Origin of the sequence: Bacillus sp. FSL R10-2780 (assembly GCF_038006125.1) — a bacterium.
In the GTDB taxonomy this organism is placed as follows: domain Bacteria; phylum Bacillota; class Bacilli; order Bacillales; family Bacillaceae_G; genus Bacillus_A; species Bacillus_A cereus_U.
In genome coordinates, this window is sequence record NZ_JBBOUQ010000001.1 from 1 (window position 1) to 25,240 (window position 25,240).

Below are 25,240 nucleotides of genomic sequence, written 5' to 3' on the forward strand. Positions count from 1 at the left end.
CATTGAACGAACTCTCTTTTTAATAAAACGATGATCTTGCTCTACAATGTTATTAAGGTATTTTACCTGCCTTATTTGGATGCCTACAGGCATCTTTTTCTCTGTCTTCAACTCTTCAATCGCTATAGGATAGGCCGGGTTTTTGTCCACTGTAATCACACGGGGCTTTGAAACATGAAAAGACTGCAAAGCTTTCTTGAAAAAACGCTTTGCAGCCCTATGATCTCTTGTTTTGCTTAAATGAAAATCAATTGTATTTCCTTTCGAATCAACAGCACGATATAGGTACATCCATTGACCTTTGACTTTCACATACGTCTCATCGACTCGCCAAGAATCATTGGTTGACTTAAGATGACGTCGTACTCGCTTATCTAATTCGGGACCATATTGATGAACCCATCGCATGATAGTTGTATGAGCAAGGGATAGCCCGCGTTCTTCCATCATTTCGACTAAATCACGAAAACTGAGGTTATACCGTAGGTACCATCTCACGGTTAATAAAATAATATCCGGTTGATAATGTTTCCACTTGAATAGATTTTTCTTTTCCATACCAATCACATCCTTTTTTAGAGTACTAGTATCAGTATGTCCAAGTTTAGGAGGTTACTTACAAGCGTTTTGGAGTGTTTGCACCAGAACCAAATTAAGTGTGATAGAGTGATAGATTGAAAGAAAAAACTTTTTCAATAATTTTCTGATAATTCAAAGGGTAATTAGAATATAAATAGAAATTCAACTAGGATTCCTTAGGTGGTGATCATTTATTTATTGTCAAAAAATAAGTGAATCGAGCAAGTATGACTATTGCACTTAAAATAAATAACAGCCTTTTTTTAAAGTGAATCTACATAAACTGATTCAGAATCTTATAAGAATCCATATGGAAAGTATTCATTCAAATAACAAACAGCCCAAGTTCCAATGAGGAACTTGGGCTGTTTGTATGTTTTATTTTCTTAGTATTGTAAATAAGCATTTTACTCCATCGCCATCAAGATAAAAGAACGAGTGACCCCACTTTATGGTTATATGCAAAACTTAAAAAACATAAACCAGCAGAATCTTTGTATTTTGCTATCCTACGCATTTCACCCTGCACAAAAAAATATTTCTCAACATTTCATTCGTTGAAAAATATTGAATATTCGTATTATAACGAATATTATGTTGTTATCGACAAAAAAACGATAATTTGCAGACACTGGGGAGGAAATGCATTGAAAAAGAATAAGAAGTTAAAACCGTTATCAGTATTAGCAACAGCGGCAGTGCTAAGTAGTAGTTTTGCTTTTGGAAGTCATGCAGCGTATGCTGATACACCGACACCATCTCTACCAATAGATGAGCATTTAATACCGGATGAGCGTTTGGCAGAAGCACTAAAACAACGGGGCGTAATTGATCAATCTGCATCACAAGCTGAGACGTCAAAGGCTGTCGAAAAATATGTTGAGAAAAAGAAAGGGGAAAACCCTGGTAAAGAAATCTTGACAGGAGATAGTCTTACGCAAGAAGCTTCTGATTTTATAAAAAAAGTAAAAGATGCAAAAATGAAGGAAAATGAACAGGCGCAGCAGCCTACAGTAGGGCCAGCAGCTGGACAAGGTGCTGGATTGAATTCTAGTAAATTAAATGGAAAAGTACCTACTGCACCAGCGAAGCAAGAAGAGTACAACGGTGCTGTTCGAAAAGATAAAGTACTTGTTTTACTTGTAGAATTTAGCGATTTTAAGCATAACAATATTGATCAAGAGCCAGGATACATGTATTCTAAGGACTTTAATCGTGAACATTATCAAAAAATGTTATTTGGTGATGAACCATTTACGTTATTTGATGGATCGAAGATTAATACATTTAAACAATTTTATGAAGAACAATCTGGCGGGAGCTACACAGTTGATGGAACTGTAACGGAATGGCTTACTGTTCCAGGGAAAGCTTCAGATTACGGTTCGGATGCGGGTACTGGTCATGATAATAAGGGTCCTTTAGGGCCACGTGATTTTGTGAAAGAAGCATTAAAGGCAGCGGTAGCAAAAGGAATTAATTTAGCAGACTATGATCAATTCGATCAATATGATCAAAATGGTGATGGAAATAAAAACGAGCCAGATGGCATTATTGATCATTTAATGGTTGTACATGCTGGCGTGGGTCAAGAAGCTGGCGGCGGTAAATTGAAAGATGATGCGATTTGGTCTCATCGTTCAAAACTTGGATCAAAACCATATGCGATTGATGGCACAAAATCTTCTGTTTCAAATTGGGGCGGAAAGATGGCTGCATACGATTATACAATCGAGCCTGAAGATGGAGCAGTTGGTGTGTTTGCGCATGAGTATGGTCATGATTTAGGCTTACCAGATGAGTACGATACAAAGTATTCAGGACAAGGTGAACCTGTTGAGTCATGGTCTATTATGAGCGGCGGCAGCTGGGCTGGAAAAATTGCAGGAACAGAGCCAACAAGTTTCTCACCACAAAATAAAGAGTTTTTCCAAAAGAATATGAAGGGCAACTGGGCGAATATCGTTGAGGTAGATTATGATAAACTTCGCACAGGAGTCGGTGTTGCAACATATTTAGATCAAAGTGTTACAAAATCAAAACGACCAGGAATTGTTCGTGTTAACTTACCAGACAAAGATATCAAAAATATCGAATCGGCATTTGGTAAGAAGTTTTATTACAGTACAAAAGGAAATGACATTCATACAACACTTGAGACACCAGTATTTGATTTAACAAATGCAAAAGATGCTAAGTTCGATTATAAGGCATTCTACGAACTTGAAGCGAAGTATGATTTCCTTGATGTATATGCGATTGCAGAAGATGGAACGAAGACACGTATTGATAGAATGGGCGAAAAAGATGTAAAAGGCGGCGCGGATACAACTGATGGTAAGTGGGTTGATAAAACTTACGATTTAAGCCAATTCAAAGGGAAAAAAGTAAAACTGCAATTTGAGTATTTAACAGATATTGCAGTAGCTTATAAAGGATTTGCGTTAGATAATGCAGCATTAACTGTAGATGGCAAAGTTGTTTTCTCTGATGATGCAGAAGGCCAGCCAGCAATGACGTTAAAAGGATTTACTGTATCTAATGGATTGGAACAGAAAAAAAATAACTACTATGTAGAGTGGAGAAATTACGCTGGTTCTGACACGGCGTTACAACATGCGCGTGGCCCGGTGTTTAATACAGGAATGGTTGTATGGTATGCGGATCAAAGCTTTACAGATAACTGGGTAGGCGTTCATCCAGGTGAAGGATTCTTAGGAGTAGTAGATTCTCATCCAGAGGCAATTGTAGGGACATTAAACGGACAACCGACTGTGAAGAGCAGTACGCGTTATCAAATTGCCGATGCGGCATTCTCATTTGATCAAGCGCCAGCATGGAAAGTGAATTCGCCAACTCGCGGTATCTTTGACTATAAAGGATTACCAGGAGTTGCAAAGTTTGATGATTCTAAGCAGTACATCAACAGCGCTATTCCAGATGCAGGACGTAAGTTGCCGAAACTAGGATTGAAGTTTGAAGTAGTAGGTCAAGCTGAAGACAAGTCTGCAGGTGCAGTTTGGATTCATCGATAGAATAAGGTGAAATTAAGAGGGAGCTGCTTCATAAGTTGGTGAAACCGACTTATGGACAGCTCTATTTTTATTGTAGAAACGGGCAGTTTAGTTTAGAAACCAGTTCATTGGAAAGGAAGATATAAAATTCATTTTCAATAAAAACGAGAAATGATATTGTTAGACAATTTCCTTTTCCTTCCACATTCGAGGTATAAAACAAAGGGAGAAAGTCAGTAGCGGTCCTGTTATATTCTGCATAGCAGCGATTTATATGTCGAGAAATCAAAATAGATTTATGTAGCATGTCGCTTTAGTTTTAAAAGTGGAAATAAATCATTAAATTACAATATAGAATAATTCAAATTAAATGAAATGCATGAGCAAAAATACATTCTCATACGAGATTTTTATTAAATTACAAAATACTTATCAGACTTGATTGTAAGAAATGATAAGTATCGTTGGTATAATTGTATTGTTATTATCCTTAAGACCATGTAAAGAAGACTTTGATAATTGATTTTTTATGATGTAAAGAAAAAACTAATTATCACATCCTTTTATTTTCACGCTAGAACCTAAAAAGAGGTTCTGTTACAAAGTTTCTTAACAAGAAAAAGTTATGTTGCAAAAAGGGTTGTGCCTATTAATTATATGAAGAGAGGCATGTATTGTGTTGCTAGACAAAAATACTTAATACACCAATGTTACCTTCACTCACCCTCCTCATTATTATAAGCTAATAGTGGTTCGTACATCATTATAGCGTGATTCTCCGTTACATATTGGTCTTCTATAAACTGTTTCTGTTGATTATATACTCTACGTTGAATAACATTATGTCGTATATAACCACCCCAGTATGCAGATTGGATTGAGTGTTCTTTTTCATATACTTCATATTGATAAAGCTGCGGATGGGTAACTCTCCATTCACCGACTAAATGCTTATCTGTAATATAAAGGTGAAGTTGATACGATTGGTCCGTTTCATTTTTGATTTGTAAATCCAAATAGTTATAAGAACAAGTCGCACCACTTCCAAATGGTTGGGTCCGCTTGGAATCAGGAAAGACATCAAAACTATGACGATATCGCTCTGTTACTGTCAATGGTGTATGTAAGGTCATCCAATATATTAAATTTGAAAGCTGACAAAGCCCTCCTCCAATGCCTGCTTGAAAAGATCCATAGTGTAGTATCATGCCCTCTACATACCCTTTTCTCTTCGTGGGCTTACCTATTAAACGCCAGTAAGAGAATGTTTCTCCCGGTCTAATGACGATACCATTTAGTTGTTTAATAGCAATCTTCAAATTAACAACTTTATTCTGTTGATACCACATATCTACATCTTTGAGCTTACGAAGTAGTATCGTTCGGTGCTGAATCGCTGTATAGGGTAACTTTTCTTGTTGAAACGTTTTTGCATATGTTTTTCCGTCTGCTAACCACTGAATGTACCTCTTTGTAGAGTAATACCATGTCCCTAGTAGAATGCGATACTTAGACCGCTGTTTAGGACGTAAGTTCACTAAATTCATTTTATTTCCTCTCTCCATCGTTTTCATATGTTACCATTTCCGTAATTACGATCCCAATCAATTGCCGTATTAATGCCTTTGAATTTACCCAAGTTTTCCCGCACAGAACTGTAATATTAATTGTCGCATTCTCTCGTTTTTTAACTACATTCCTATATGTATATCCATCAATAAATTGTACTTTTCTTAGCTGAATAGTAATTAACATAAATAGATAAAAGACGCAAAAAAACAGTATAATTAATCTAATGGGGACCTTGTTTTTTCCATTTTTCGAATTGCTTATAGTCATGTGAAACTTTGCTTCAATACGATAAATTCAAATAAACACATTATAAATATAAAGGATAACCTTTAATAAAGAATAATGAAAATTAAAGAAATTCTAAAGTATTAATATATTTTTACTAAATATTGATTGATAATAAGTTGTTTTTTGAGACTTTACTAGGTTCTGTTGCAAAGTTTCTTAGCAAATAAAAAGTTAAGTTAATTACAATGAATCATGTTAAAAGGTATGTTCTCAGGATTATATTGCGATTTTAATGGAGATAGTATTGTTTTTTAGGCTACATTTTAGCGAAATAAAAGCTCAAAAAGCGATATGTATATTAACAATGTTACATTCGTGTTTTTCTTTTTATTTATATATTCGCAAGTAAAATAGCATAATATCAGTATGAATCCCTATAGTAATATGAATTTTTGCATATTTTGAAATTCAGTATATCCTCCGAAAACTTTTGACTGTATAATGTGTTTTGTCATATTCTTTTAGATTTTTCGACAAAAAATAACAAAAAATAGAAGACGTATTGGGAGAAGGCATTATGTACACAAAACTATTAAAATCAATTACATCATTATCACTAATAGGTGGTGCTTTATTATATACAAATGGCAGTGATGTGAAAGCTGCTGAAGCGGGCGTTTTTTCTGATGTGCCTACATCGCATTGGTCGTATCCTGCGATTAAAGATTTAGCGAGCAAAAATATTATTTCAGGTTATGGAAATGGGATATTTGGCTTTGGGGATGTTGCGACGAGGGAGCAAGTTGCAGCTTTAATTTATCGAGTGCTAGTGCCGAATAAGCAAGGCGGTTCGTTTAGTAATGATGGAACTCGTTACGTATTAAAAGATGGCTCTACGTTTAAAAATCCTTACGGTGATATTAATACCTCTTCTACAATGTTTCCAGAAGAGGTATTAACTTTAACGAATTTAGGGGTTTTTAAAGGTGATGAAAATGGCCGGTTTAGACCTAAAGCTTCTGTGAGTCGTGCGGAAATGGCACAAATTCTTACAAATGCTTTTCATCTTGCTGCTAAACAAAAACATACATTTAATGATGTTCCAAGTCCATTTTGGGCAGAAAATGCGATTAGTGCGGTGCAATCAAACGGAATCGCAGATGGTACAGGCAACGGGGAATTTGAACCATATGGCACAGTAACACGTGAACAGTATGCACAGTTTTTATATAAAACTTTGAAATATAAAAATACTGATGTAAAGGATACAGGAGATGCGGCATTATTAACAGCATTCAAAAATGAAGTACAAAAGCGTATTAATACATACGAAACGAATATTACACTTCCATATTACACGAGAAATAGTAATAAAGAAGAAGTTATGAATACACTTTTTAACGCATATAAAGAAGTCGCAAATAAAAATGAGTATACAAATTATAATAGATCGAATGTTTCATACTCACTATCTGGATCGCCCGGGAATTATACGTTTACGCTACATATTACATATCGCGAAACGAAAGAACAAACCGAGTATGTGATGAAAGAAGCGAAAGCGATCGTTTCTTCTATTATTCAAGTCGGTATGGATGATCATGAAAAAGTGAAGGCGGTTCATGATTACGTAGTAAAACATGTTTCTTATGATACGTCTTATAAAGCGTATACAGCATATGAGGCACTCGCGAATCGTTCTGCCGTTTGCCAAGGTTACACCCTATTAACCTATCAATTATTAAAAGAAGCTGGAATTGAGAATCATTTTGTAGTAGGAACTGGAGACGGTCAGCCTCATGCTTGGAATTTAGTTAAAATCAATAACAAATGGTACCATCTTGATACAACATTCGATGATCCTGTGCCAGATGAACAAGGGCGTGTAACGTATTCATATTTCAACTTATCAGATGAGCAAATTGCAAGAAATCACGAGTGGAACCGGGGAGACTATCCGCAGGCTACAACAAATTATTATGATACACTGACGAGTAAAATTGCAGGGGGTAGCTCGAAATCAGCTGCATACGGACAAATATTAAAAGATACAAAGTTAAATTATTTAGGAAATGAATACATCGCAAATAGCTATAACGAATTAAAAAATAAAATGCAGCAGCGTTATAGTGCAAAACCAGAGAAAATTGAAATTCTGTATAAGCAATCAATGGACGGCGCACTGCAAGATGTGAAGAAGGCAATTGGAGAAATAGGTTTTCCAAAAGGAGCGAACCGTGTTTCTTATAAAGCGGAGCCGTATAATGCGAAAGAAGGATATTCTTTAGTGACGATTACGTTTATGTATTGAGAATGAGAAAAAGCATCTGTTTCAGATGCTTTTTTATTATTTTGATTCGACATAATGTGATAACGGAACATAACCGCATCTGTTATGATAACCTTTGAAATTTTACATTTCGGAGGATTAGTAATGAACAAAAAGAAGATTTTTGCTGCGTTAATAGGAATCGTGGTTTACTTGCTTTTGTTATCCATCCAGGAGTCCCAGACAAACGTGTCCCTCTAAAAAATAAACTTGCAGTAATCCTTCCGTTGATTGTTATATCCGGTTTAATTTCCTTATATAGAATTAAAACAAGTACTTATCAAGTAACGTTAAAGATATCGATATAGTTAACTGGAAAAATGCATCTCACGCAATCAATGGTGAGTTCTCTAACGAAGTTAATGCCAGGATTCTTGATTTTGTAGAAAAACATTCTAATGACAACTAAGTTGAAAGTGGAAAATATGTTGTAATAACAACTTTATCTCTATATAGCTATTTAAGGGGATTTAGCTCATTTTTTATTTTGGGATATTTTAAAATCTTAACTTGCTGGAGATAGGGTATCGCCAGCATTTCGGAAAAAAACACGCTAAGAGTATGCTTTTGGTCTTGCTCATAACGATATTAGTACAAGTGTAATGCGTGATAAATGGCCGCAAGTACTTGCGCCAAGTAAAGCTGATTTAGATGAAATTACAAGGATGTACCCATAATAATTAATAGGAGGACCTTAAAATGAAAAAATATATTCCATTTTCTATAATAACAACAGTTGTATTATTGGCTTCTGGATGTTCTCAGTTTAATAGTAAAACCGATGCAACGGTAAATAAAACTCAGATAAAAACTGCTGAGGTAGCAAATAACTCCCAGTCAAATGATTTTCCTGTAATTAATATGGGTGGAAAAATGGTGAAATACTATGACGACACATCCACTTTGGTAAATGACAGCTCCTCTGCAATTGAAGGGAATATAGTTAAAAATAAATATATTATATATAACGAAGTATATTTTACCATTTCAACAGTTGTTGTCACAGATGTATTAGAAAGTAATGATAATATTAAAGTAGGCGATAAAATAACGGTTCTTCAAACTGGTGGAGTTTTCGAATATAAGTCCGATCCAAAAAATAAAAAGACATTTGATACGGAGCAATCAATGAAAGATGGCCAACAATTTGAAGTAGTTTTTGAGAATGCTCCTGTGATAAAAGAAAATAAAAAAGTAATTCTTTTTTTGGAAAAATATAAAGGCCCAATTAGTTGCCAATATGTAACTAGTGGTGATTTCCAAGGGAGATTTCCAGTGGATGAAAATACAGATACTGTGAGTCCGCAAAATAAAGATTTTAAAGAAAAATTCATAAAAACAAATGACTTAAAAGAAAAAATTAAAAAGTTAAAAAAGGAAAAACAATAAAACGAAAATAATTAAGCTACTAAATAATAGAAACGAAACCAACTGTGCTATTTAAAATGGTACAGTTGGTTTCGTTTTGGTACTAACGCTTGCGAAGGTAAAGTTTTTTGCGATTTTGGGCATTTTTTCATGAAGAAAAGACACTCACATGAGTGTCTTTTCCGATAGTTTTTTAGCAGAAGCAAGAAGCTCCAACTATGATTAATAAAATAAATAATACAACTAATAAAGCAAAGCCGCCGCCACAACTACTACAACTACCACCAAAGCCCATAACAGTTCCTCCTTTAGATAAGAGGAGAAAACAAGAGGTCACTCATGTATTTTAACGGATTCAATTTACTTTATGTTTTTACGCATGAATTGAGCAGGTCCTTTTGAAAATAAAGAAAAGACACCTTCTAAGGTGTCTTTCTCCGCTTTGAACCATCTCAAGTTTAATGATAGGGGGTCTCGCCACATACCTATCAAGCTGAAGGGGATCTTTTTTAGCTTTTAAAGAAATCCTTCATCATTTTAGCGCCTTCAATGTTCAATGTCACACCTTCTACTTTATCTTTCTTTTCATCTTTAGCGATCGTAATTTGCTCCGTATTATCAACCCACACAAGAAATTCTTCTTTTGAGTCATCTTTATATGTAACGGTTATAGTAGAATGCGCAGATGCCCTCTTTTTTTGATCTAGTGTGATTGTTTTAGGTGTTCCATTTTGAACTGCCGAAACGATAGATTGTATCATTTTTTCGTTATCTGTTTGAGATTTGGAACTAGTATTACTTGATGTTCTAAGCATCTCAATGTTTGTAATGTCTGCAGAGTTTAATTGAATGGTATTTTTCGTATTTTCTTGCTTAGTTTTTGGAGTATTATTTGTAGTAGAAGTGCTTGTACAACCTATTAAAGTGAAAGATAGAACACTTAGAGCACATATATAAGTGATTTTTTTCATTTTATCTCCTCCTCTAATTTAATTATAACAATATTCTGTTAATTTAGGTAGTTATTGTAAGGGGAAAGGTAAAATAATATCTCATCCTTACAAAATTGTCACACTCATGTAAGGTAATTCAATAGATTCGTTACTTTTTCCATGTCATAATAAAGACATAAGAAAGCTAATCAAAAAACTATAAGTTATTAGGAGAGTGTCAGTCATGATTGTAACAACAACGTCTGGAATCCAAGGTAAAGAAATTATTGAGTATATTGATATTGTAAATGGTGAAGCTATTATGGGTGCAAATATTGTTCGTGACTTATTTGCTTCAGTTCGTGATGTTGTCGGTGGCCGTGCTGGCGCTTATGAAAGTAAGTTAAAAGAAGCTCGTGATATTGCAATGGGAGAAATGAAAGAACTTGCAAAACAAAAAGGTGCGAACGCTATCGTTGGTATTGACGTAGATTATGAAGTTGTTCGCGATGGAATGTTAATGGTTGCTGTAAGTGGTACAGCTGTACGTATATAATTAAATAAAAAACAGGCTCACCCCTTGAAGCGTATGCTTTGAGGGGCTTTTTTTGTTTTCAAGTAGTAGAAGTAAAAAGAATGAGCTTGATCCTTTAGGAAAAAGCTCATTCTTTTTATTTAAGCTATAAGATCTTTTGCTTCTACTTTCTTTTTGTTCATGACTAAAGTTAAAATGAACAAAATTAAGCTTAAAAGTGCCATTATAATAAAAACTTGCGTATAACCATCAAAATAATCACGAGCGATTCCTGCTAAGACAGGAATGAATCCGCCCATAATATATCCTCCTGACTGCATCATAGCAGTCCATGCACTCGCATCTTCTGAAGTTTTTGTTTCATATAGCGGTAGCATAAGAGCGAGTGGGAATACGCCGCCGAGCCCGATACCTAGTAAAATAGAAGGGATCCATGGTGTAGTTAGTGGATAAATCATAAGCGATAAACCTACGAGTACGAAGCATATACTCCCTAATAACCAAAGTGCTCGGTTTTTATAAATATCCGCTAATGTTGGAATTAAAAAGCTGCATATCATTTGAATAACTGTAAAAACAGTTATAAGAGTACCAGCTTGTTCGCTACTGACACCCATACTTTGATTTGCTGGCGCAAGCCACGTCGTAATGGAGTAAAAGATTCCTGATTGTAGTCCGAAAAAGATTGTGAACAACCATGCTTTTTTATTTCTTAAAGGTAAACTATTATTCTTTTTATCTTGTGTACTCGTATTCTTTTTTCGTTTCATAACCGGATACCAAAATATAATAGCGATAATAGTAAGTACACCCCAAAAAGCGAGTGCCATATTCCAAGATCCTTTTAATACATGTTGTAAAGGAATCGTTAATCCTGCACTTAAAGAAGCGCCAGTTCCCATGCCTACTGAATATATTCCAATCATTAAGCCGATTTTCGTAGGGGATTTTTCTTTAATAAAACCTGATAGTAACGGACCTGCAAGTGCGATCCCAATACCGATAAATAAAGAGCTCGCGAATAATGTGGAAATGGAAGAGGTAAAAGCCCTCATACATGTTGCGAAGCCAATTAAAATAAGACAAGCCATAATTGCTTTTTCTGCCCCATATTTTTTAATGACCTTCCCAGTCAGTAAGGCGAATGTCCCCATACAAAAAACAGGAATAGCTGTTAAAAAACTAACGGAAAAATTGCTTATATTTAAGTCTTGTCGGATTGTTTCTAATAAAGGTGAAATAGATGTAATTCCGATACGTAAATTAATGGAAACAAAAAATAGTGCTAGTATATACAAATAAGTTCGTCCTTGATGTTTCAATTTAATTTTCTCCCCTCTTAAACATCAGACGTTATTGAGTATATCATCTGATGTTTGAGTGTAATATATAAGGAGCTTATTTCAGCTCCAAATTTTGAACGGCGTATGTTCGTGCCTCTTCGGCATTTTGTTTAAAAATAGCTTGGAATAACTTTTCATGAATGTCAGAGTTATCTTCATAGTTCACTGTATTTAATATTAATTGGCTTAAAATGTGGCGAAGGGCAGGTACGAAAGATTGATATAAATCAAGTAGAACTTCGTTTTTGCTCGCCTTTGCAATTGCTAGATGAAACTGAATATCTGCGTCTATGTATGCTACATAATTTCCTTCTTGAAGGGCATTTTTTCTTTTATTCAAATGTCCTTTTAAGTATAAAAGGTCCTCTTCACTTCGGCGCTGTGCCGCTAACATCGCTACTTCTTTATCCAACATATTTCGTGCTTCATATACATGATTAATATTAGCTGTTTGCAATCGTTTTTCAAATGAATCCTGTGTTGTATTTAGTGAGACAATACGAGTACCTTGTCCTTGTCGAACTTCTAAGATGCCGGCATGTACTAATATCTTTATGCTTTCTCGCAGCGTCGAACGCCCTACACCTAACTCTTCCATTAATTGCGGCTCTGTAGGGAGGCGATCACCAACTTCATACTCGCCAGAAAAGATTTTTTCTTGTAAACGTTCCAACACTTCATCGACTAATTTCCGTCGAGAAACTTTTGAAAAAGATTTCTTTTCGTTTATATTCATCTGCTCATCTCCTGTTATATTCGCTTTTATGATAACCAATTTAAGTTCTGTTGACAATGTTATTTTTTAGATAGTTGGAGCGGGAGGGGATAACGTTGATGAATAAATGAAAGGACAGCACATATTTTATATGACTCATATGTACTGTCCTCGCTTATTCCACAATTGTGTTTGTTTTTAGATTATGAAAAATCGTTTCCTGTCTTGCTATAAATTTCATAAGCAAAAAATCCAAATAAATAGCCTATTCCAGCTCCTAAACCAACTGTAAACAGTGAATAATCCGGGGAAAATATGTCGACAATTATACCGATTAAACACCCTAAAAGCATTCCCATTGGTATTAAACTATCTAATAAAACTTGAGCATTTTTTGATTTTTTCTTACCTAAGTTACCGTTGTTATATTTATGTTTAAGCCTTCCAATTACAAATAATATAATTCCTCCGACTATTACAACAGGCGCAATTGCTGTGATTAACCACATGTTAGAATCTCCTTTCACCTTTCAATAGAATTATACCAGATACTTACAATTTTGTCGGGTGGGAGGATAGTTGAACGTACTATCCTCTTATTAATTTAGTCTATTTAAAAGATCAATCAAAATGAATCTAATAACTCGTTAAAAATACTTTTCCTTTTGTTTTCTCGGCAGACTGCACAACATCAACCGCAGTTTTCAAATCTGCTAAGTCATACGTAGAATGTACTGTCATGAAACGTAATTGTTTATCTTCTACTAAGCGAATTAAGTGACGAAACGTTTCTTGCCATTTATATGCGGACACTTCTTTATTCCAATGTCGTAAATGAAATATATTCGCGTGCACTTTTGCTTTCGTGACAATCTCTGCCCAGTTTACTTGTATTCCTGATAGAAGGCCTATAGTTAAAAAGTGCCCGTTTGGACGTAAAGAAAAAGCTAATTCATTTCCATCGGATCCTCCAATAGAATCAATCGCAGCATCTGCACCTAGCCCATTTGTTAACTCCATAACTGTTTCATAAAGAGGGGTAGTGGAAGTATCTATTACATATTCGGCACCGAGCTGAAGTAATGCCTCTGTATGTTTGCTATTTCTAGTTACTGCAATTAATCGGAAGTTTAAAATTTGTGATAACTGAGCAAATAGATGTCCAATAGCAGATCCACAAGCATTCACTAATAAAACATCATTACATTTTAAGTTTAGAATTCCTGTACATGTGACCCATGCCGTAAGGGGATTAATATACATTTGTGCCGCTGTAAAATCATCAATGGAATCAGGAATAGGGACTACAAAGTCAGCTGATGTTGTAACAAACTCTTGCCAAGTACCTTCTCCGCGTAATGGCAAAACACGTTTGCCGATAAGATCTCTAGAAACGCCCGCGCCTACATCTTCTACAATACCAACACCTTCATAACCAGGTACGTTAGGTAAAGGGATTCTATGTGAGTATGCTCCACTTACTGGAATTAAATCAGATGGATTAATCGGTCTGACTAGCATACGAACTAAAACTTCATTATCTTTTAATGGTTCTATATTTTTATATTCAACTTGTAACACATCTTTCGGATTGCCAAACTCATGAAATTGAATGTATTTTACAAGCAAAATAAATGTGCCCCCTTAGTGTGATTGGATTAATTATAGCATTTTTGGTTTAAATGATTATTTCATTAGCACTAAATAAAGAGGAACAGACAGTCGTCGTTTATACATTTGATAAAATCGTAGAAAATGGTATTGTTGTGTTTAAAAAATTTAATGAAAAATAGGCTCGACCCTTGAAGTTTATGCTTTGAGGGGATTTTTATTGTGCAAATTTCAAAAAAACACATGAATTATGTAGCATTGTATGAATTGTAGAATTGATTTTCTAAATAAGTTATTAGGTACATAGTAATATAATAAAAAGACGCCCTTGTGAGCGTCTTTTTCCAACTTGAGATAGATGTATCATTATTGTTCTGCTAAGGTACATAATTCTCGTTTAAAGCTTTCTCACACAAATGATCTGTGTATCAATTTTTTTGATATACAGATCATTTGTATGATAATTCTTATAGATAATTGCTGAATAATAATTTTACATAAATGCTTTTAAAAGTTCTTGAACCAATGGAATTACTCCACCTACAAATTTTAAAACTGCCATTGCGATTTCCATATGATTGCCTCCTTTTTTTAATAGTAAGATGTAATGAATCTTTATACCCTCATTATAGTAAGCGTTTACAAATGCATCAATGCATTTCGATATGCAATATTTCATATTTGTATTCGGTAATGAGGATAAAGAGGAATCAGTAACCTATCAAAATATAAGTCGCATCTTGTATAGTATAATGTAATGGTGGAGGTCAGATATGAAAAAAATAAGTTCAAATATAGATTTGGATACAAATGTATTGGAAGCGGTATTTATTCCAAGAAGGTTTATTATTTTATGGATCACACTCGTATATATAGCTTCAATGCTTTTAGAATTTCGTAATAATATTTTCTCTATGGATAGTTTTTTCTTTACAATAGTCATTGTTATTCATACTATTTTTCATTGGTATTCGAGTTCATTAAAAAATAGGCAATTGTTGTACTTCTTTTTTGTACAACTTTTCATTGTGTTTTTGGCTGCATTTATTGCAACAAATGCTTCGATAGCGATTTTTGTTGGATTAACTCCTATTTTAATCGCTCAAAGTTTATATGTTTATCACAATATATTTAAAGTAATGATAGTTTTTACTCTCATGTATGCAATATTTTGTGCTGCAATTAGTATTAATTATGGTGTGAATAAATTAGCTATTCTTATCTCTATGTTTCTTTTAGTGTTAGCAATTATTATTCCTTTTTCTTATATTAATAAGCAGCAATTTGATGCACGTAATCGTATACAGAGCTATATTCAAGAGTTAGAGTCTGCATATATGAGAGTGGAAGAATTGACATTGGCTAATGAAAGGCAGCGTATGGCAAGAGATTTACATGATACGTTAGCGCAAGGTGTAGCGAGCTTAATTATGCAATTGGAAGCAATAGATGCCCATATGCAAAAAGGGAATACAGGACGATCTCAAGAGATTATGAAACAAACTATGATAAGAGCGAGACAAACTTTACATGATGCAAGGTTGGTTATTGATGATTTGCGTCATACTACTAATTCATTTAATGAAGCAGTAAAGGAAGAGGTTCAACGTTTTTCTGAAGCTACGTCTATACATGTGAGACTTACTATTCAAAGTCCACCGTATATTTCAAGCGTAGTAAAAGAGCACTGTTTATATGTAATTAGTGAATGTTTAACGAATATCGCAAAACATTCGCAGGCAACAGATGTAAATTTAAAAGTTGAATACATCGCTGACATTGAAAAGCTTACTATTGAAGTTGAAGATAATGGAATTGGTTTTGACACTGGATATATCGGTAAGAATCCTGGACACTATGGTTTAATTGGCTTAAATGAGCGTGTTCGATTGATTAAGGGAGAAATACATATATTGAGTGAAAAGATGAAGGGTACGAAAGTGTATATTCAAGTGCCTATAAATAAAGAAGGAGATAGCCATGAAGTATAACGTATTAATTGTGGATGATCATTTCGTTGTAAGAGAAGGTCTGAAATTAATAATAGAAACGAGTGATTCATTTCAAATTATAGGTGAGGCTGCAAACGGAGAAGAAGCCCTTTCTTTCATAGAAAAAAAGAAACCCGATGTTATTTTAATGGATTTAAATATGCCTAAAATGAGTGGTTTAGAAACGATTGAGGCTTTGAATAAAAAACAAAATCATACGCCGATTATTATATTAACTACTTATAACGAAGATGAATTAATGTTAAAGGGAATTGAGCTAGGAGCAAAAGGATATTTGCTAAAAGATACGGATCGTGAGAATTTATTTCGAACGTTGGAAGCGGCTATTCGAGGTGAGATTTTACTACAACCAAATATTATGGAAAAGATAGTGAAGTATAAAAGGAAAGAAGTACATGCTGATAAGGTTGCAGAAAATAACTTAACAGATAAAGAATTGTTTGTGTTGAAAGCTATTGCGCGCGGATATAAGAATAAAGAAATTGCATTTGATATGGGGATAGCTGAGCGAACGGTAAAAGCGCATTTAACAAATATATACAATAAATTAGGCGTTAACTCACGGTCAGAAGCAGTAGCTGTGTCTATTGAAAGGAAGTTAATTCATTTTTAAAACATTATATATGCCCAATCGTACATTATAGGCTTGCCCTTTTGTACGATTTTTTTATTTCTTCCTTATGTTATGCTTCAGAAAGTATGAGAGATCTAAGAACAGTACAATTACAGACTTTTTCTTTTATCCCAACATAGAACGTATTGCTGTAAATTCATTCAAAGATTGCAGTTGATAAGAAATGGGGGAGTTAACACAGATGTTTCTACCTATTACTACATTTGATAGGTTTAGTTGGCTGGGAAATGTTGCATTCTCTTCAGAAAAGATTAGCAGGAATCGAGCGCTTTCGAGGGCCGAAGAACTAAATGCTAATTTGTATGAAGAGAAATGTATAGATTCAGTTAGTAATATTCATGAGGAAATAACGATAGATTTTGTGAAATATGGTGATAATTATGTATCGGGTCATGCGGAACCTTATGCAACAATTGTCATAACGAGCGGCGATATGCTTGTTGGAAGTGGACGGGTTAATGAGTATGGAGAATTTAAAATATATACGAATAATCATCTGGAAGAGTATTTGATAATAAAAGTTCAGTTGATATTAGGTGGTTTTTATCAAGATAGTATAATAGTAAAGGTAGATTGTTAATTTATAATGATTCCAGTTTTCATTTTCTAAATAAAAATGAAAGGAAGCAACAAATTGTTGCTTCCTTTTTCTATTAAGCCGAAGCTTTCTTCATTCTCTCAAGTAAACTAGATAAAATATGCGTACGATAAGATTCTAGTTTTTTACCTTCGTAAGTACGAATACCTAATTTTTTAAGTTCTTTTACATACCAACCTTTGCTTCCGAAATACATGTGATCGCTCCCCTTCAACTTTTTTTATTTGTCCTGATTGTACTTGGAGGTACGGGCAATATAATGAAGGAAATGAATTTCGCGCGAAAATGGTTAACTTTGTTGCAAAAGACATATATACTAAAGGTAGTATACAACGAGGTGGGCAAGACGTGATTATAGAGAAGCACGAAATTCAAATTGACCAAATTACGAGCGGTAAAGTGAATATCTTTACTTTCTATAGAAATAGAAAGCAAGTTGATGATCATTTTTTACGATTGCAAGAACCATCGCTTACAGCAAACTACTTCTTCCATTTTCATTTTGATGCAGAGAGCTTACATCTTCTGCAGGAAGAGTTTCCGAGCGTATATCCGTACGGCGGTAGTGAAACGATTCACGACTGGACGGAAAAGATGAAAGCGGAATTGCAAAATCAGATCCAAACAGGAAAATGGAATAAGCGCATACGTATCGGTAATCGTATTCTAGATGTGGTGTTTACGTGGTGTGACGAAGATATAGTAGAGTGAAAAAGAAGCGGATGACGCTTCTTTTTTTAGCGCTGGAATAAAACGAGCTTGCCTGCAGTAGATGTGCAGCGATGTGTTTTTTCGTACAATCCTTTTTCTTGTAAAATAGATTCACCTTTTGCTTTCGCTTCTTTTTCAGTTGCCGCCTCGAATGATTCATCTAATGCTTTTGAACCATCTTTTTCAAAGACTGTTAGAACGTATACTCCCATGAAAATTCCCTCCAATGATTAAAATCAGAATCTTATAACTATTTTGTCATAAATCAATAGAATATGCAAAGAAATATATGACATTGCGTGGTAAAATAAAGTGAAACTTTAATTAGTGGGAAGTCTTTTCACTCCGCTAATTATTAGTTTTTAGCTATTTTAATATTGATAAAATGAAACTTTTGAACTATAGAAAGGATCGTTATTTGTGAAACAAGTGAAGTTTATACATGCGGCTGATTTGCATTTGGATAGTCCGTTTAAAGGGATGGAAATGAATGTTGCGCAGTCTGTTTGGGAAAGAATGAAGCAAAGTACGTTTGAATCGTTCGAGCGTATTGTTGATAAAGCGATTCAAGAGCGCGTTGATTTCGTATTACTAGCTGGGGATTTGTATGATGCGGAGACGAGAAGTTTGAGGGCGCAAGTGTTTGTGCGTGAGCAAATGAAGAGACTTTCGCAGTACGATATTCCTATTTTTATTATTCATGGTAACCACGATTATTTAGGAGGAAGCTGGGCAGCGATTGAGTTTCCAGAAAATGTTCATGTGTTTACGGAACCTTATGTAGAAGAGAAGTCGTTTTATAAAAATGGTGAGTTGTTAGCTTCTATTTACGGGTTTAGTTATTTGCAGCAAGCAGTAACGGATAATATGACAGCGCAGTATATGAAAATGAGTGATGCGCCTTTTCATATTGGGATGCTTCACGGGAGTGTGGAAGGGGATGCAGAGCATAATCGCTATGCACCGTTTCAAATTCGTGAGCTGAAAGAAAAGCAGTTTGATTATTGGGCTCTTGGCCATATACATAAACGTGAAATTTTATCAGAAGAGCCATGCATTATTTATCCAGGTAATATACAAGGTCGTCATCGTAAGGAAATGGGCGAGAAGGGTGCATACCTTATCGAGTTAACGAAACAAGGATCGCAATGTTCGTTTTTCCATACGGCGGATGTTGTATGGGATGAGATAGAAGTGAGTATCGATGGACTTGAAACTGTTGATGATCTTATGACGAGCGCGTCAACTGCGATGAATGAATGCCGAAGAGAAGAGGAAGGGACGCTTTTAACTGTCGTATTTACAGGGCAGGGACCACTTTCTCCATATTTACGTGAAGACAAGCGTGTAGAAGAGATTTTTCATATTTTAGCAGCTGGCGAAGAGCGAAAAGACTTCGTATATGCGATGAAGTGGAAAAATGAGACGGTTTCTTTTGCGGAAATTGAACGTTTGAAAGAAGAAAATCATTTCGTCGGTAGTGTGCTAAAAGAGTTAGAAGCTTTTACAAATATGGACGGAGTGTTGCGCAGTATTTGGACATCTCCTGTAGCGCGTAATAGTATTGAATCTTTTACAGAAGAAGAGAAGAGAGAGATTCAAAAGGAAGCGGAAAATATTATTTTAGAGCAATTATTCCAGCAAGAGAGGGATAAGAAATGAGAATTGAAAAACTCCATATTTATGGGTACGGAAAATTAGAAAATGTGGAAATGGATCTTTCATTGCTGACGGTGTTGTATGGTGAAAATGAAGCGGGGAAATCAACGATTCGCTCGTTTATGAAAAGTATTTTATTCGGTTTCCCAACGAGAGGACAGCGCCGTTATGAGCCGAAAGAAGGCGGAAAGTACGGCGGAGCGATGACTGTGCAAACAGAGAAGTACGGCCGTTTGAAAATTGAACGATTGCCAAAGACGGCAGCAGGCGAGGTGACCGTTTATTTTGAAGACGGGAAAACTGGCGGCGAAGATATTTTAAACGATATATTAAGCGGTGTGAATGAAAGCTTATTTGATTCTGTTTTTTCATTTGATATGCATGGTCTTCAAAATATTCATCAGCTTGGCGAAGCGGATATCGGTAATTATTTATTTTCGGCAAGCGCAGTCGGAAGTGATGCGTTATTGCAGTTAGATAAAAAGTTAGAAAAAGAAATGAATCAGCGTTTTAAGCCGAGTGGTCGTAATCCTGAAATTAACGTGTCACTGCAAGAGATGAAGAAAATTGAGGAAAAGATGAAAGAGTGGCAAGGAAAGATTGGCACGTATGAAAAACAGGTCGAGCAGTTAAAAGAAAGTGAAGAGAAACTTGCTTCTGTTCGTGCGGAGAAAGAGAGTGCGGAAAAACGAAAGCAAGACTATGAAATATTAGCGGCGCTTGAGCCTCTTGTTATTGAAAAGAGTGCGCACGAGAAAGTGTTAGAAAACGAGCACGGGCAGTTTCCTGTAAACGGGATGGCGCGCTATGAAGCGGTAAAGGCAAAGATGGAGCCGCTGCAAGTACAAGTAGATTCACTTCAAAAAAAGATAGAAACAGTGCAATCAGAAATTGATTCCACAAAAATAGATGAAGCATTTTTACAAAAAGAAAGTTATGTAGAAGAACTTCGTATGCAGCATATGTCTTATGAAAATGCACGTCAAGAAATGCGTGATATGACAGGAAGTATTGCGAATATAAAAGAAGAAATCGCAGAACTACAGCAACAAATTGGTGCTACTTGTGAACAAGAGACTGTTCTTTCATTTGATATAAGTTTAGCGACGAAAGAATTAATTACGCAAACTGTGCAAAAGGCGCGCGAATTAGAAACGCAAAAAGCACAACTTGATGATCGTTTTAAAACGGCTCAAGAGCAATTAGAAGAGCAAGAAGAAAACATAAGACAGATCAAGAAACAAATGCTAGCTGATGAAGAACGAAATACGTTAGTTGAGAAAGAAAAATCATTTCAAGATGCGGCGTTTATCGGTATGGGCGCAGAGAGAATGAAGCGTAAGTATGAGGAAAAAGCAGGAGCGGCTACGCAAAAGAAAAAGCAGTGGCAAAGAATTTGTCTTCTGTTACTTCTTATTAACACGCTTGTTTTATTCACGAGTCTATTTATAGATAACCGCGTGCTGTTATTTATTAGTGTGATTGTTTTTGTAGGGATTGTCCTTGCTCTTGTTTTATACAAAGATCCATCAGGTGGATTACAAGAAGAGCTTCTTACTCTTCAGCAAAGTGCTGGCGGACGTCAAAGTGAAGAAGTGATGTCGGTTCGCTATCGGTTAGAAAAGGATGAAGAGATTCGAAAATTATTTGAGCGAGAGTCGTATAAATTACAGCAAATGGAACGTACATATGATAAAGTCGTTTCATCTTATGAAGAATGGGAGAGAGAAACTTTCCGTACGGGAGAACAAGTAGATGCGTATAAAACGCGCTATATGCTCCCTGAATTTTATACGTATGCGCACATATTGCCGGCGTTTGAGCGTATTGAAAAAATGCAGTCATTATATCGTGATTTAGAGAAGCAAAGTAAGCGAAAATCTGCATTGTATGAAATGATTTCGCACTTTGAACATAAACTAGAAACTGTTATCGGTAGTAAAGAGTATAGTAATTTGCATGAGGCGCAAAGTCGTATGCAAAATGAGAAAGAAAAGCGCCAAACTTGTAAGCAGCTGAAAGAGAAGCTGGCGGAATGGCAAGAAGAATATGAGTTCATGCAAGAGCAATTAAAACAACTGCTAGTAGAACGAGATGGATTATGGCATATTGCAGAATCTACAGATGAAGAGATGTTTTTAGAAGCAGGTAAACTGGCAGAGAAACGTGAAGATGCGGATAAGCAAGTGGGGCGTTTATTACCTCAAATTGATCTTTTAGAACAGCGCTTAACGAGTTTGTCATTAGCTGAGCATTATGAGGCTGACGGTTATGATGAAAAATTAAAGCAAGAAATTACAGCCGCGCAAAACTGTCTTGCACAAGAGAAAGAATTGACAGAGCGTATTGCGAAGCATCGAATAGAAATTGCGAATTTAGAAGAAGGCAGTACGTATGGTGATTTACTACATGAGTGGGAAATGAAAAAATCACAAGTGCGTGAACAAGTGAAGAAGTGGGCTGCATATGCGGTCGCAAAGACGGTGTTAACGAAAACGAAGCAATATTATCATGAAGTGCATTTGCCGCGTATTTTACAAAAATCAGAAGAGTATTTCGTGTATTTAACGGGCGGACGATATAGTAAAATATTCTCACCGTCAGAGGCGGAACCGTTCATTGTCGAACGTAACGATGGTATGCGTTTTTACAGCCATGAACTAAGCCAAGCGACAGCGGAGCAGTTATATTTATCGTTAAGATTTGCACTAGCGAAAACGTTTGAGCATGATTATCCATTTGTTATTGACGATAGTTTCGTGCATTTTGATGCGGTAAGGACGAACCGAACGATTGAACTAATAAAGGAAATTGCGAAAGATAGACAAGTTATCTTCTTTACGTGCCATGCGCATTTATTAACATATTTTACAGAAAAACAGATTATAAAATTAACGCGTAAGCGTAAAGAAAATGAGTTGTAGTATGCTATACTAAAAGTAATTGATTTGGTGGAGGAATTCGAATGAAAAAGAAAATTGTAGAATATGAAGTTGGAGAACAAGTCGATGTTTTCTTGTTAATTAAAACAGCGACAAAAGGTCTCGCAAGTAATGGGAAGCCGTTTTTAACAGTGATTTTACAAGACCCAAGTGGAGATATTGAAGCGAAGCTATGGGATGTATCACCAGAAGTTGAGAAACAATATGTAGCGGAAACGATCGTTAAAGTAGCTGGCGATATTCTAAACTACAAAGGACGTATTCAATTACGTGTGAAACAAATTCGAGTTGCGAATGAGAATGAAGTAACGGACATCTCGGACTTTGTAGAAAAAGCTCCAATAAAAAAAGAAGATATGGTTGAGAAAATTACGCAATACATATTTGAAATGAGAAACCCGAACATTCAGCGTCTAACAAGACATTTGTTAAATAAGCATCAAAATGAATTTTTAGAATATCCAGCAGCGACGAAAAATCATCACGAGTTCGTATCTGGACTAGCTTATCACGTAGTATCGATGTTAGATTTAGCGAAAGCTATCTCGGCTCTATACCCATCGTTAGATAAAGACTTACTATATGCGGGCGTTATTTTACACGATCTTGGTAAAGTATTTGAGCTATCTGGACCAATTTCTACGACGTATACGTTAGAAGGAAATTTACTTGGTCACATCTCTATCATGGTGAACGAAATTGGTAAAGCAGCAGAGGAACTACAAATCGATGCAGAAGAAGTATTAATTCTTCAGCACATCGTCCTTTCTCACCACGGAAAAGCAGAATGGGGTAGCCCAAAACCACCATTAGTAAAAGAAGCAGAAATTCTGCACTACATCGATAACTTAGATGCAAAAATGAACATGATGGACCGCGCATTAGGACGTACAAAACCAGGCGAATACACAGAACGTGTCTTTGCACTTGATAATCGTTCGTTCTATAAACCGACGTTCCATAATTAAGATTGTAAATAGAAGGGCCTCATTAAGTGTTAAAAAACTTAATGAGGCTTTTTTTGTATGAATAACATATTAAAAATATCTCGAATTCGAGATAAATCACTTGCTTTTTAATCACTTGAGTTGTAAAGTGATAGTAACGAAAGGAATTACTACTTTCGTACGAATCGTTTTACACATTGAATTATTTTTTTAACTATCACTTGACTAGTAAAATGAATTGATTACTTATTATAAACACGTGCTTCGTTGACCAGCGAGCCGAAATAAAACCATTAAATATAAATTAAAATTATTGGAGGAATATATAATGAACCAATTAAAAGGAATACACCACGTTACAGCGATTACAAGTAGTGCAGAAAAGAACTATGAATTTTTCACTTATGTGTTAGGAATGCGTTTAGTTAAAAAAACGGTAAACCAAGATGATATTCAAACGTATCATTTATTCTTTGCAGATGATAAAGGTAGTGCAGGAACAGATATGACATTCTTTGACTTCCCGGGCGTTCCGAAAGGTGTACACGGGACAAATGAAATTTCAAAGACTTCATTCCGAGTTCCAAGTGATGCGGCATTAGCATATTGGGTGAAACGTTTTGATCGTCTTGAAGTGGAACATACAGGAATTAAAGAGCAATTCGGTAAGAAAACTCTTTCTTTCGTTGACTTTGATGATCAACACTATCAATTAATCTCTGACGAATTGGATAAAGGGATAGAATCAGGTACACCGTGGCAAAACGGTCCAGTTCCATTAGAATATGCAATTACTGGATTAGGACCTGTATTTATTCGTATCGCGAACTTTAGTTATTTCAAAGAAGTACTAGAAAAAGTTCTATTATTTAAAGAGATTGCTCAAGAAGGAGAATTCTATTTGTTTGAAGTAAACGAAGGTGGAAATGGTGCCTCTGTCATTGTAGAACATAATACGGTTCTTCCTGAAGCACAACAAGGTTTTGGTACAGTGCACCATGCTGCATTCCGCGTAGAGGATCGAGCTGTATTAGAAGAGTGGATTGAGCGACTAAGTCGAGTTGGACTCCCTTCATCTGGTTATGTAAATCGTCACTTCTTTGAGTCATTATACGCAAGAGTTGCGCCGCAAATTTTATTCGAGTTTGCAACAGATGGCCCTGGTTTTATGGGAGATGAGCCATATGAAACGCTTGGAGAGAAATTATCTTTACCTCCGTTCTTAGAGCCAAAGCGTGAAGAAATCGAAAAATTAGTTCGTCCGATTGATACAGTGAGAAGTACTAAGGAATTTATTAAAGAGTAAAAATAGAGATAATAAGTAGAAGAGCAAGTAGTTTTAGCGAATCGCTAGAATTGCTTGTTTTTTTATCATTAAAATAATTGACTTACTTTTAATGCGTAACTATAATGGTTACATAACAACCATCGGTAATAGCGGTGAGTGATATTTTTTTAGTATAATTGTAACTATAACAGTTACAATTAAAAAAGAACATAAAACAACCAAA

General features: G+C 35.3%; 23 protein-coding genes and 2 pseudogenes. 13 read left to right on the forward strand and 12 right to left on the reverse strand.

Annotated features, from left to right (window positions below; all coding sequences use genetic code 11):
* On the reverse strand, positions 1 to 558 hold a 558-nt coding region (locus tag NSQ47_RS00005), incomplete at its 3' end, for an IS6 family transposase (RefSeq protein WP_341035753.1).
* Between the two features lie 668 nt (positions 559 to 1,226).
* On the opposite strand from NSQ47_RS00005, the gene NSQ47_RS00010 reads away from it, so the two are divergent.
* Positions 1,227 to 3,614: an immune inhibitor A domain-containing protein gene (locus tag NSQ47_RS00010; RefSeq protein WP_341035754.1), complete on the forward strand. Its 2,388-nt coding sequence runs from the start codon at positions 1,227 to 1,229 to the stop codon at positions 3,612 to 3,614.
* A gap of 695 nt (positions 3,615 to 4,309) precedes the next feature.
* Here the strand turns inward: NSQ47_RS00010 and NSQ47_RS00015 are convergent.
* On the reverse strand, positions 4,310 to 5,140 hold the full coding sequence (locus tag NSQ47_RS00015) for a VanW family protein (protein WP_070168078.1): 831 nt from the start codon (positions 5,138 to 5,140) through the stop codon (positions 4,310 to 4,312).
* An 88-nt stretch (positions 5,141 to 5,228) separates the two neighbouring features.
* Positions 5,229 to 5,432, reverse strand: a pseudogene (locus NSQ47_RS28145) (hypothetical protein); the annotation flags it as partial.
* A 538-nt stretch (positions 5,433 to 5,970) separates the two neighbouring features.
* Here NSQ47_RS28145 and NSQ47_RS00020 point away from each other — a divergent pair.
* From NSQ47_RS00020 to NSQ47_RS00030, 3 genes and pseudogenes are all read left to right on the forward strand, one after another.
* Positions 5,971 to 7,704, forward strand: coding sequence for an S-layer homology domain-containing protein (locus tag NSQ47_RS00020; protein ID WP_341035757.1), 1,734 nt, complete (start codon positions 5,971 to 5,973; stop codon positions 7,702 to 7,704).
* A gap of 307 nt (positions 7,705 to 8,011) precedes the next feature.
* Positions 8,012 to 8,131 (forward strand): annotated as a pseudogene (locus tag NSQ47_RS00025) (alpha/beta fold hydrolase); the annotation flags it as partial.
* A 290-nt stretch (positions 8,132 to 8,421) separates the two neighbouring features.
* On the forward strand, positions 8,422 to 9,111 hold the full coding sequence (locus NSQ47_RS00030) for a hypothetical protein (protein WP_070146251.1): 690 nt from the start codon (positions 8,422 to 8,424) through the stop codon (positions 9,109 to 9,111).
* A gap of 172 nt (positions 9,112 to 9,283) precedes the next feature.
* Here NSQ47_RS00030 and NSQ47_RS00035 read toward each other — a convergent pair whose 3' ends face one another.
* Positions 9,284 to 9,385 carry a YjcZ family sporulation protein gene (locus NSQ47_RS00035; protein ID WP_000505688.1) on the reverse strand — a complete coding sequence of 34 codons (102 nt, stop codon included), beginning with the start codon at positions 9,383 to 9,385 and terminating at the stop codon, positions 9,284 to 9,286.
* A gap of 214 nt (positions 9,386 to 9,599) precedes the next feature.
* On the reverse strand, positions 9,600 to 10,061 hold the full coding sequence (locus tag NSQ47_RS00040) for a hypothetical protein (RefSeq protein ID WP_002201515.1): 462 nt from the start codon (positions 10,059 to 10,061) through the stop codon (positions 9,600 to 9,602).
* Between the two features lie 205 nt (positions 10,062 to 10,266).
* On the opposite strand from NSQ47_RS00040, the gene NSQ47_RS00045 reads away from it, so the two are divergent.
* The gene (locus tag NSQ47_RS00045; protein ID WP_000637508.1) at positions 10,267 to 10,578 is read left to right on the forward strand and encodes a heavy metal-binding domain-containing protein; all 312 of its coding nucleotides are present in this window, start codon (positions 10,267 to 10,269) and stop codon (positions 10,576 to 10,578) included.
* 119 nt (positions 10,579 to 10,697) lie between these two features.
* Here the strand turns inward: NSQ47_RS00045 and NSQ47_RS00050 are convergent, their stop codons facing one another.
* The 5 genes from NSQ47_RS00050 to NSQ47_RS00070 all read right to left on the reverse strand — a co-directional run bounded on the left by NSQ47_RS00050 (position 10,698) and on the right by NSQ47_RS00070 (position 14,905).
* On the reverse strand, positions 10,698 to 11,885 hold the full coding sequence (locus NSQ47_RS00050; protein ID WP_341038194.1) for an MFS transporter: 1,188 nt from the start codon (positions 11,883 to 11,885) through the stop codon (positions 10,698 to 10,700).
* Between the two features lie 70 nt (positions 11,886 to 11,955).
* On the reverse strand, positions 11,956 to 12,636 hold the full coding sequence (locus tag NSQ47_RS00055; RefSeq protein WP_002201513.1) for a FadR/GntR family transcriptional regulator: 681 nt from the start codon (positions 12,634 to 12,636) through the stop codon (positions 11,956 to 11,958).
* A gap of 182 nt (positions 12,637 to 12,818) precedes the next feature.
* On the reverse strand, positions 12,819 to 13,124 hold the full coding sequence (locus NSQ47_RS00060) for a hypothetical protein (RefSeq protein ID WP_341035760.1): 306 nt from the start codon (positions 13,122 to 13,124) through the stop codon (positions 12,819 to 12,821).
* A gap of 127 nt (positions 13,125 to 13,251) precedes the next feature.
* Positions 13,252 to 14,244, reverse strand: coding sequence for a zinc-dependent alcohol dehydrogenase family protein (locus NSQ47_RS00065; RefSeq protein WP_341035762.1), 993 nt, complete (start codon positions 14,242 to 14,244; stop codon positions 13,252 to 13,254).
* A gap of 475 nt (positions 14,245 to 14,719) precedes the next feature.
* Positions 14,720 to 14,905: a hypothetical protein gene (locus NSQ47_RS00070; protein WP_033711678.1), complete on the reverse strand. Its 186-nt coding sequence runs from the start codon at positions 14,903 to 14,905 to the stop codon at positions 14,720 to 14,722.
* Positions 14,906 to 14,999: 94 nt separating this feature from the next.
* On the opposite strand from NSQ47_RS00070, the gene NSQ47_RS00075 reads away from it, so the two are divergent.
* The 3 genes from NSQ47_RS00075 (at position 15,000) to NSQ47_RS00085 (ending at position 17,452) form a co-directional block, all read left to right on the forward strand.
* On the forward strand, positions 15,000 to 16,217 hold the full coding sequence (locus tag NSQ47_RS00075) for a sensor histidine kinase (protein WP_340822301.1): 1,218 nt from the start codon (positions 15,000 to 15,002) through the stop codon (positions 16,215 to 16,217).
* Positions 16,207 to 16,851, forward strand: coding sequence for a response regulator (locus NSQ47_RS00080; RefSeq protein WP_016103945.1), 645 nt, complete (start codon positions 16,207 to 16,209; stop codon positions 16,849 to 16,851). Before NSQ47_RS00075 ends, NSQ47_RS00080 begins: the two co-directional genes overlap by 11 nt.
* Before the next feature lie 202 nt (positions 16,852 to 17,053).
* Positions 17,054 to 17,452: an Ig-like domain-containing protein gene (locus tag NSQ47_RS00085; protein ID WP_215569947.1), complete on the forward strand. Its 399-nt coding sequence runs from the start codon at positions 17,054 to 17,056 to the stop codon at positions 17,450 to 17,452.
* Between the two features lie 73 nt (positions 17,453 to 17,525).
* Here the strand turns inward: NSQ47_RS00085 and NSQ47_RS00090 are convergent, their stop codons facing one another.
* Positions 17,526 to 17,666: a YflJ family protein gene (locus NSQ47_RS00090; protein ID WP_000273535.1), complete on the reverse strand. Its 141-nt coding sequence runs from the start codon at positions 17,664 to 17,666 to the stop codon at positions 17,526 to 17,528.
* A 152-nt stretch (positions 17,667 to 17,818) separates the two neighbouring features.
* Between NSQ47_RS00090 and NSQ47_RS00095 the strand changes: the two genes are divergently transcribed.
* Entirely contained in the window at positions 17,819 to 18,181 is a 363-nt protein-coding gene (locus NSQ47_RS00095; protein WP_341035765.1) for a hypothetical protein, read from the forward strand.
* 26 nt (positions 18,182 to 18,207) lie between these two features.
* Here NSQ47_RS00095 and NSQ47_RS00100 read toward each other — a convergent pair whose 3' ends face one another.
* Complete coding sequence (locus NSQ47_RS00100) at positions 18,208 to 18,393, reverse strand: YhzD family protein (RefSeq protein ID WP_000539552.1); 186 nt, start codon at positions 18,391 to 18,393, stop codon at positions 18,208 to 18,210.
* Between the two features lie 208 nt (positions 18,394 to 18,601).
* Between NSQ47_RS00100 and NSQ47_RS00105 the strand changes: the two genes are divergently transcribed.
* The 4 genes from NSQ47_RS00105 (at position 18,602) to NSQ47_RS00120 (ending at position 25,035) form a co-directional block, all read left to right on the forward strand.
* On the forward strand, positions 18,602 to 19,843 hold the full coding sequence (locus NSQ47_RS00105) for a metallophosphoesterase family protein (protein ID WP_341035767.1): 1,242 nt from the start codon (positions 18,602 to 18,604) through the stop codon (positions 19,841 to 19,843).
* A complete protein-coding gene (locus NSQ47_RS00110; RefSeq protein WP_341035768.1) occupies positions 19,840 to 22,764 on the forward strand; it encodes an ATP-binding protein in 2,925 nt (974 codons plus the stop codon). The genes NSQ47_RS00105 and NSQ47_RS00110 overlap by 4 nt, the downstream gene beginning before the upstream one ends.
* 41 nt (positions 22,765 to 22,805) lie before the next feature.
* A complete protein-coding gene (gene yhaM / locus NSQ47_RS00115) occupies positions 22,806 to 23,750 on the forward strand; it encodes a 3'-5' exoribonuclease YhaM (protein WP_002030183.1) in 945 nt (314 codons plus the stop codon).
* Between the two features lie 307 nt (positions 23,751 to 24,057).
* Positions 24,058 to 25,035 (forward strand): ring-cleaving dioxygenase, encoded by a 978-nt coding sequence (locus NSQ47_RS00120; protein WP_199661887.1) that lies wholly within the window; start codon positions 24,058 to 24,060, stop codon positions 25,033 to 25,035.
* Positions 25,036 to 25,240: the final 205 nt, after the last annotated feature.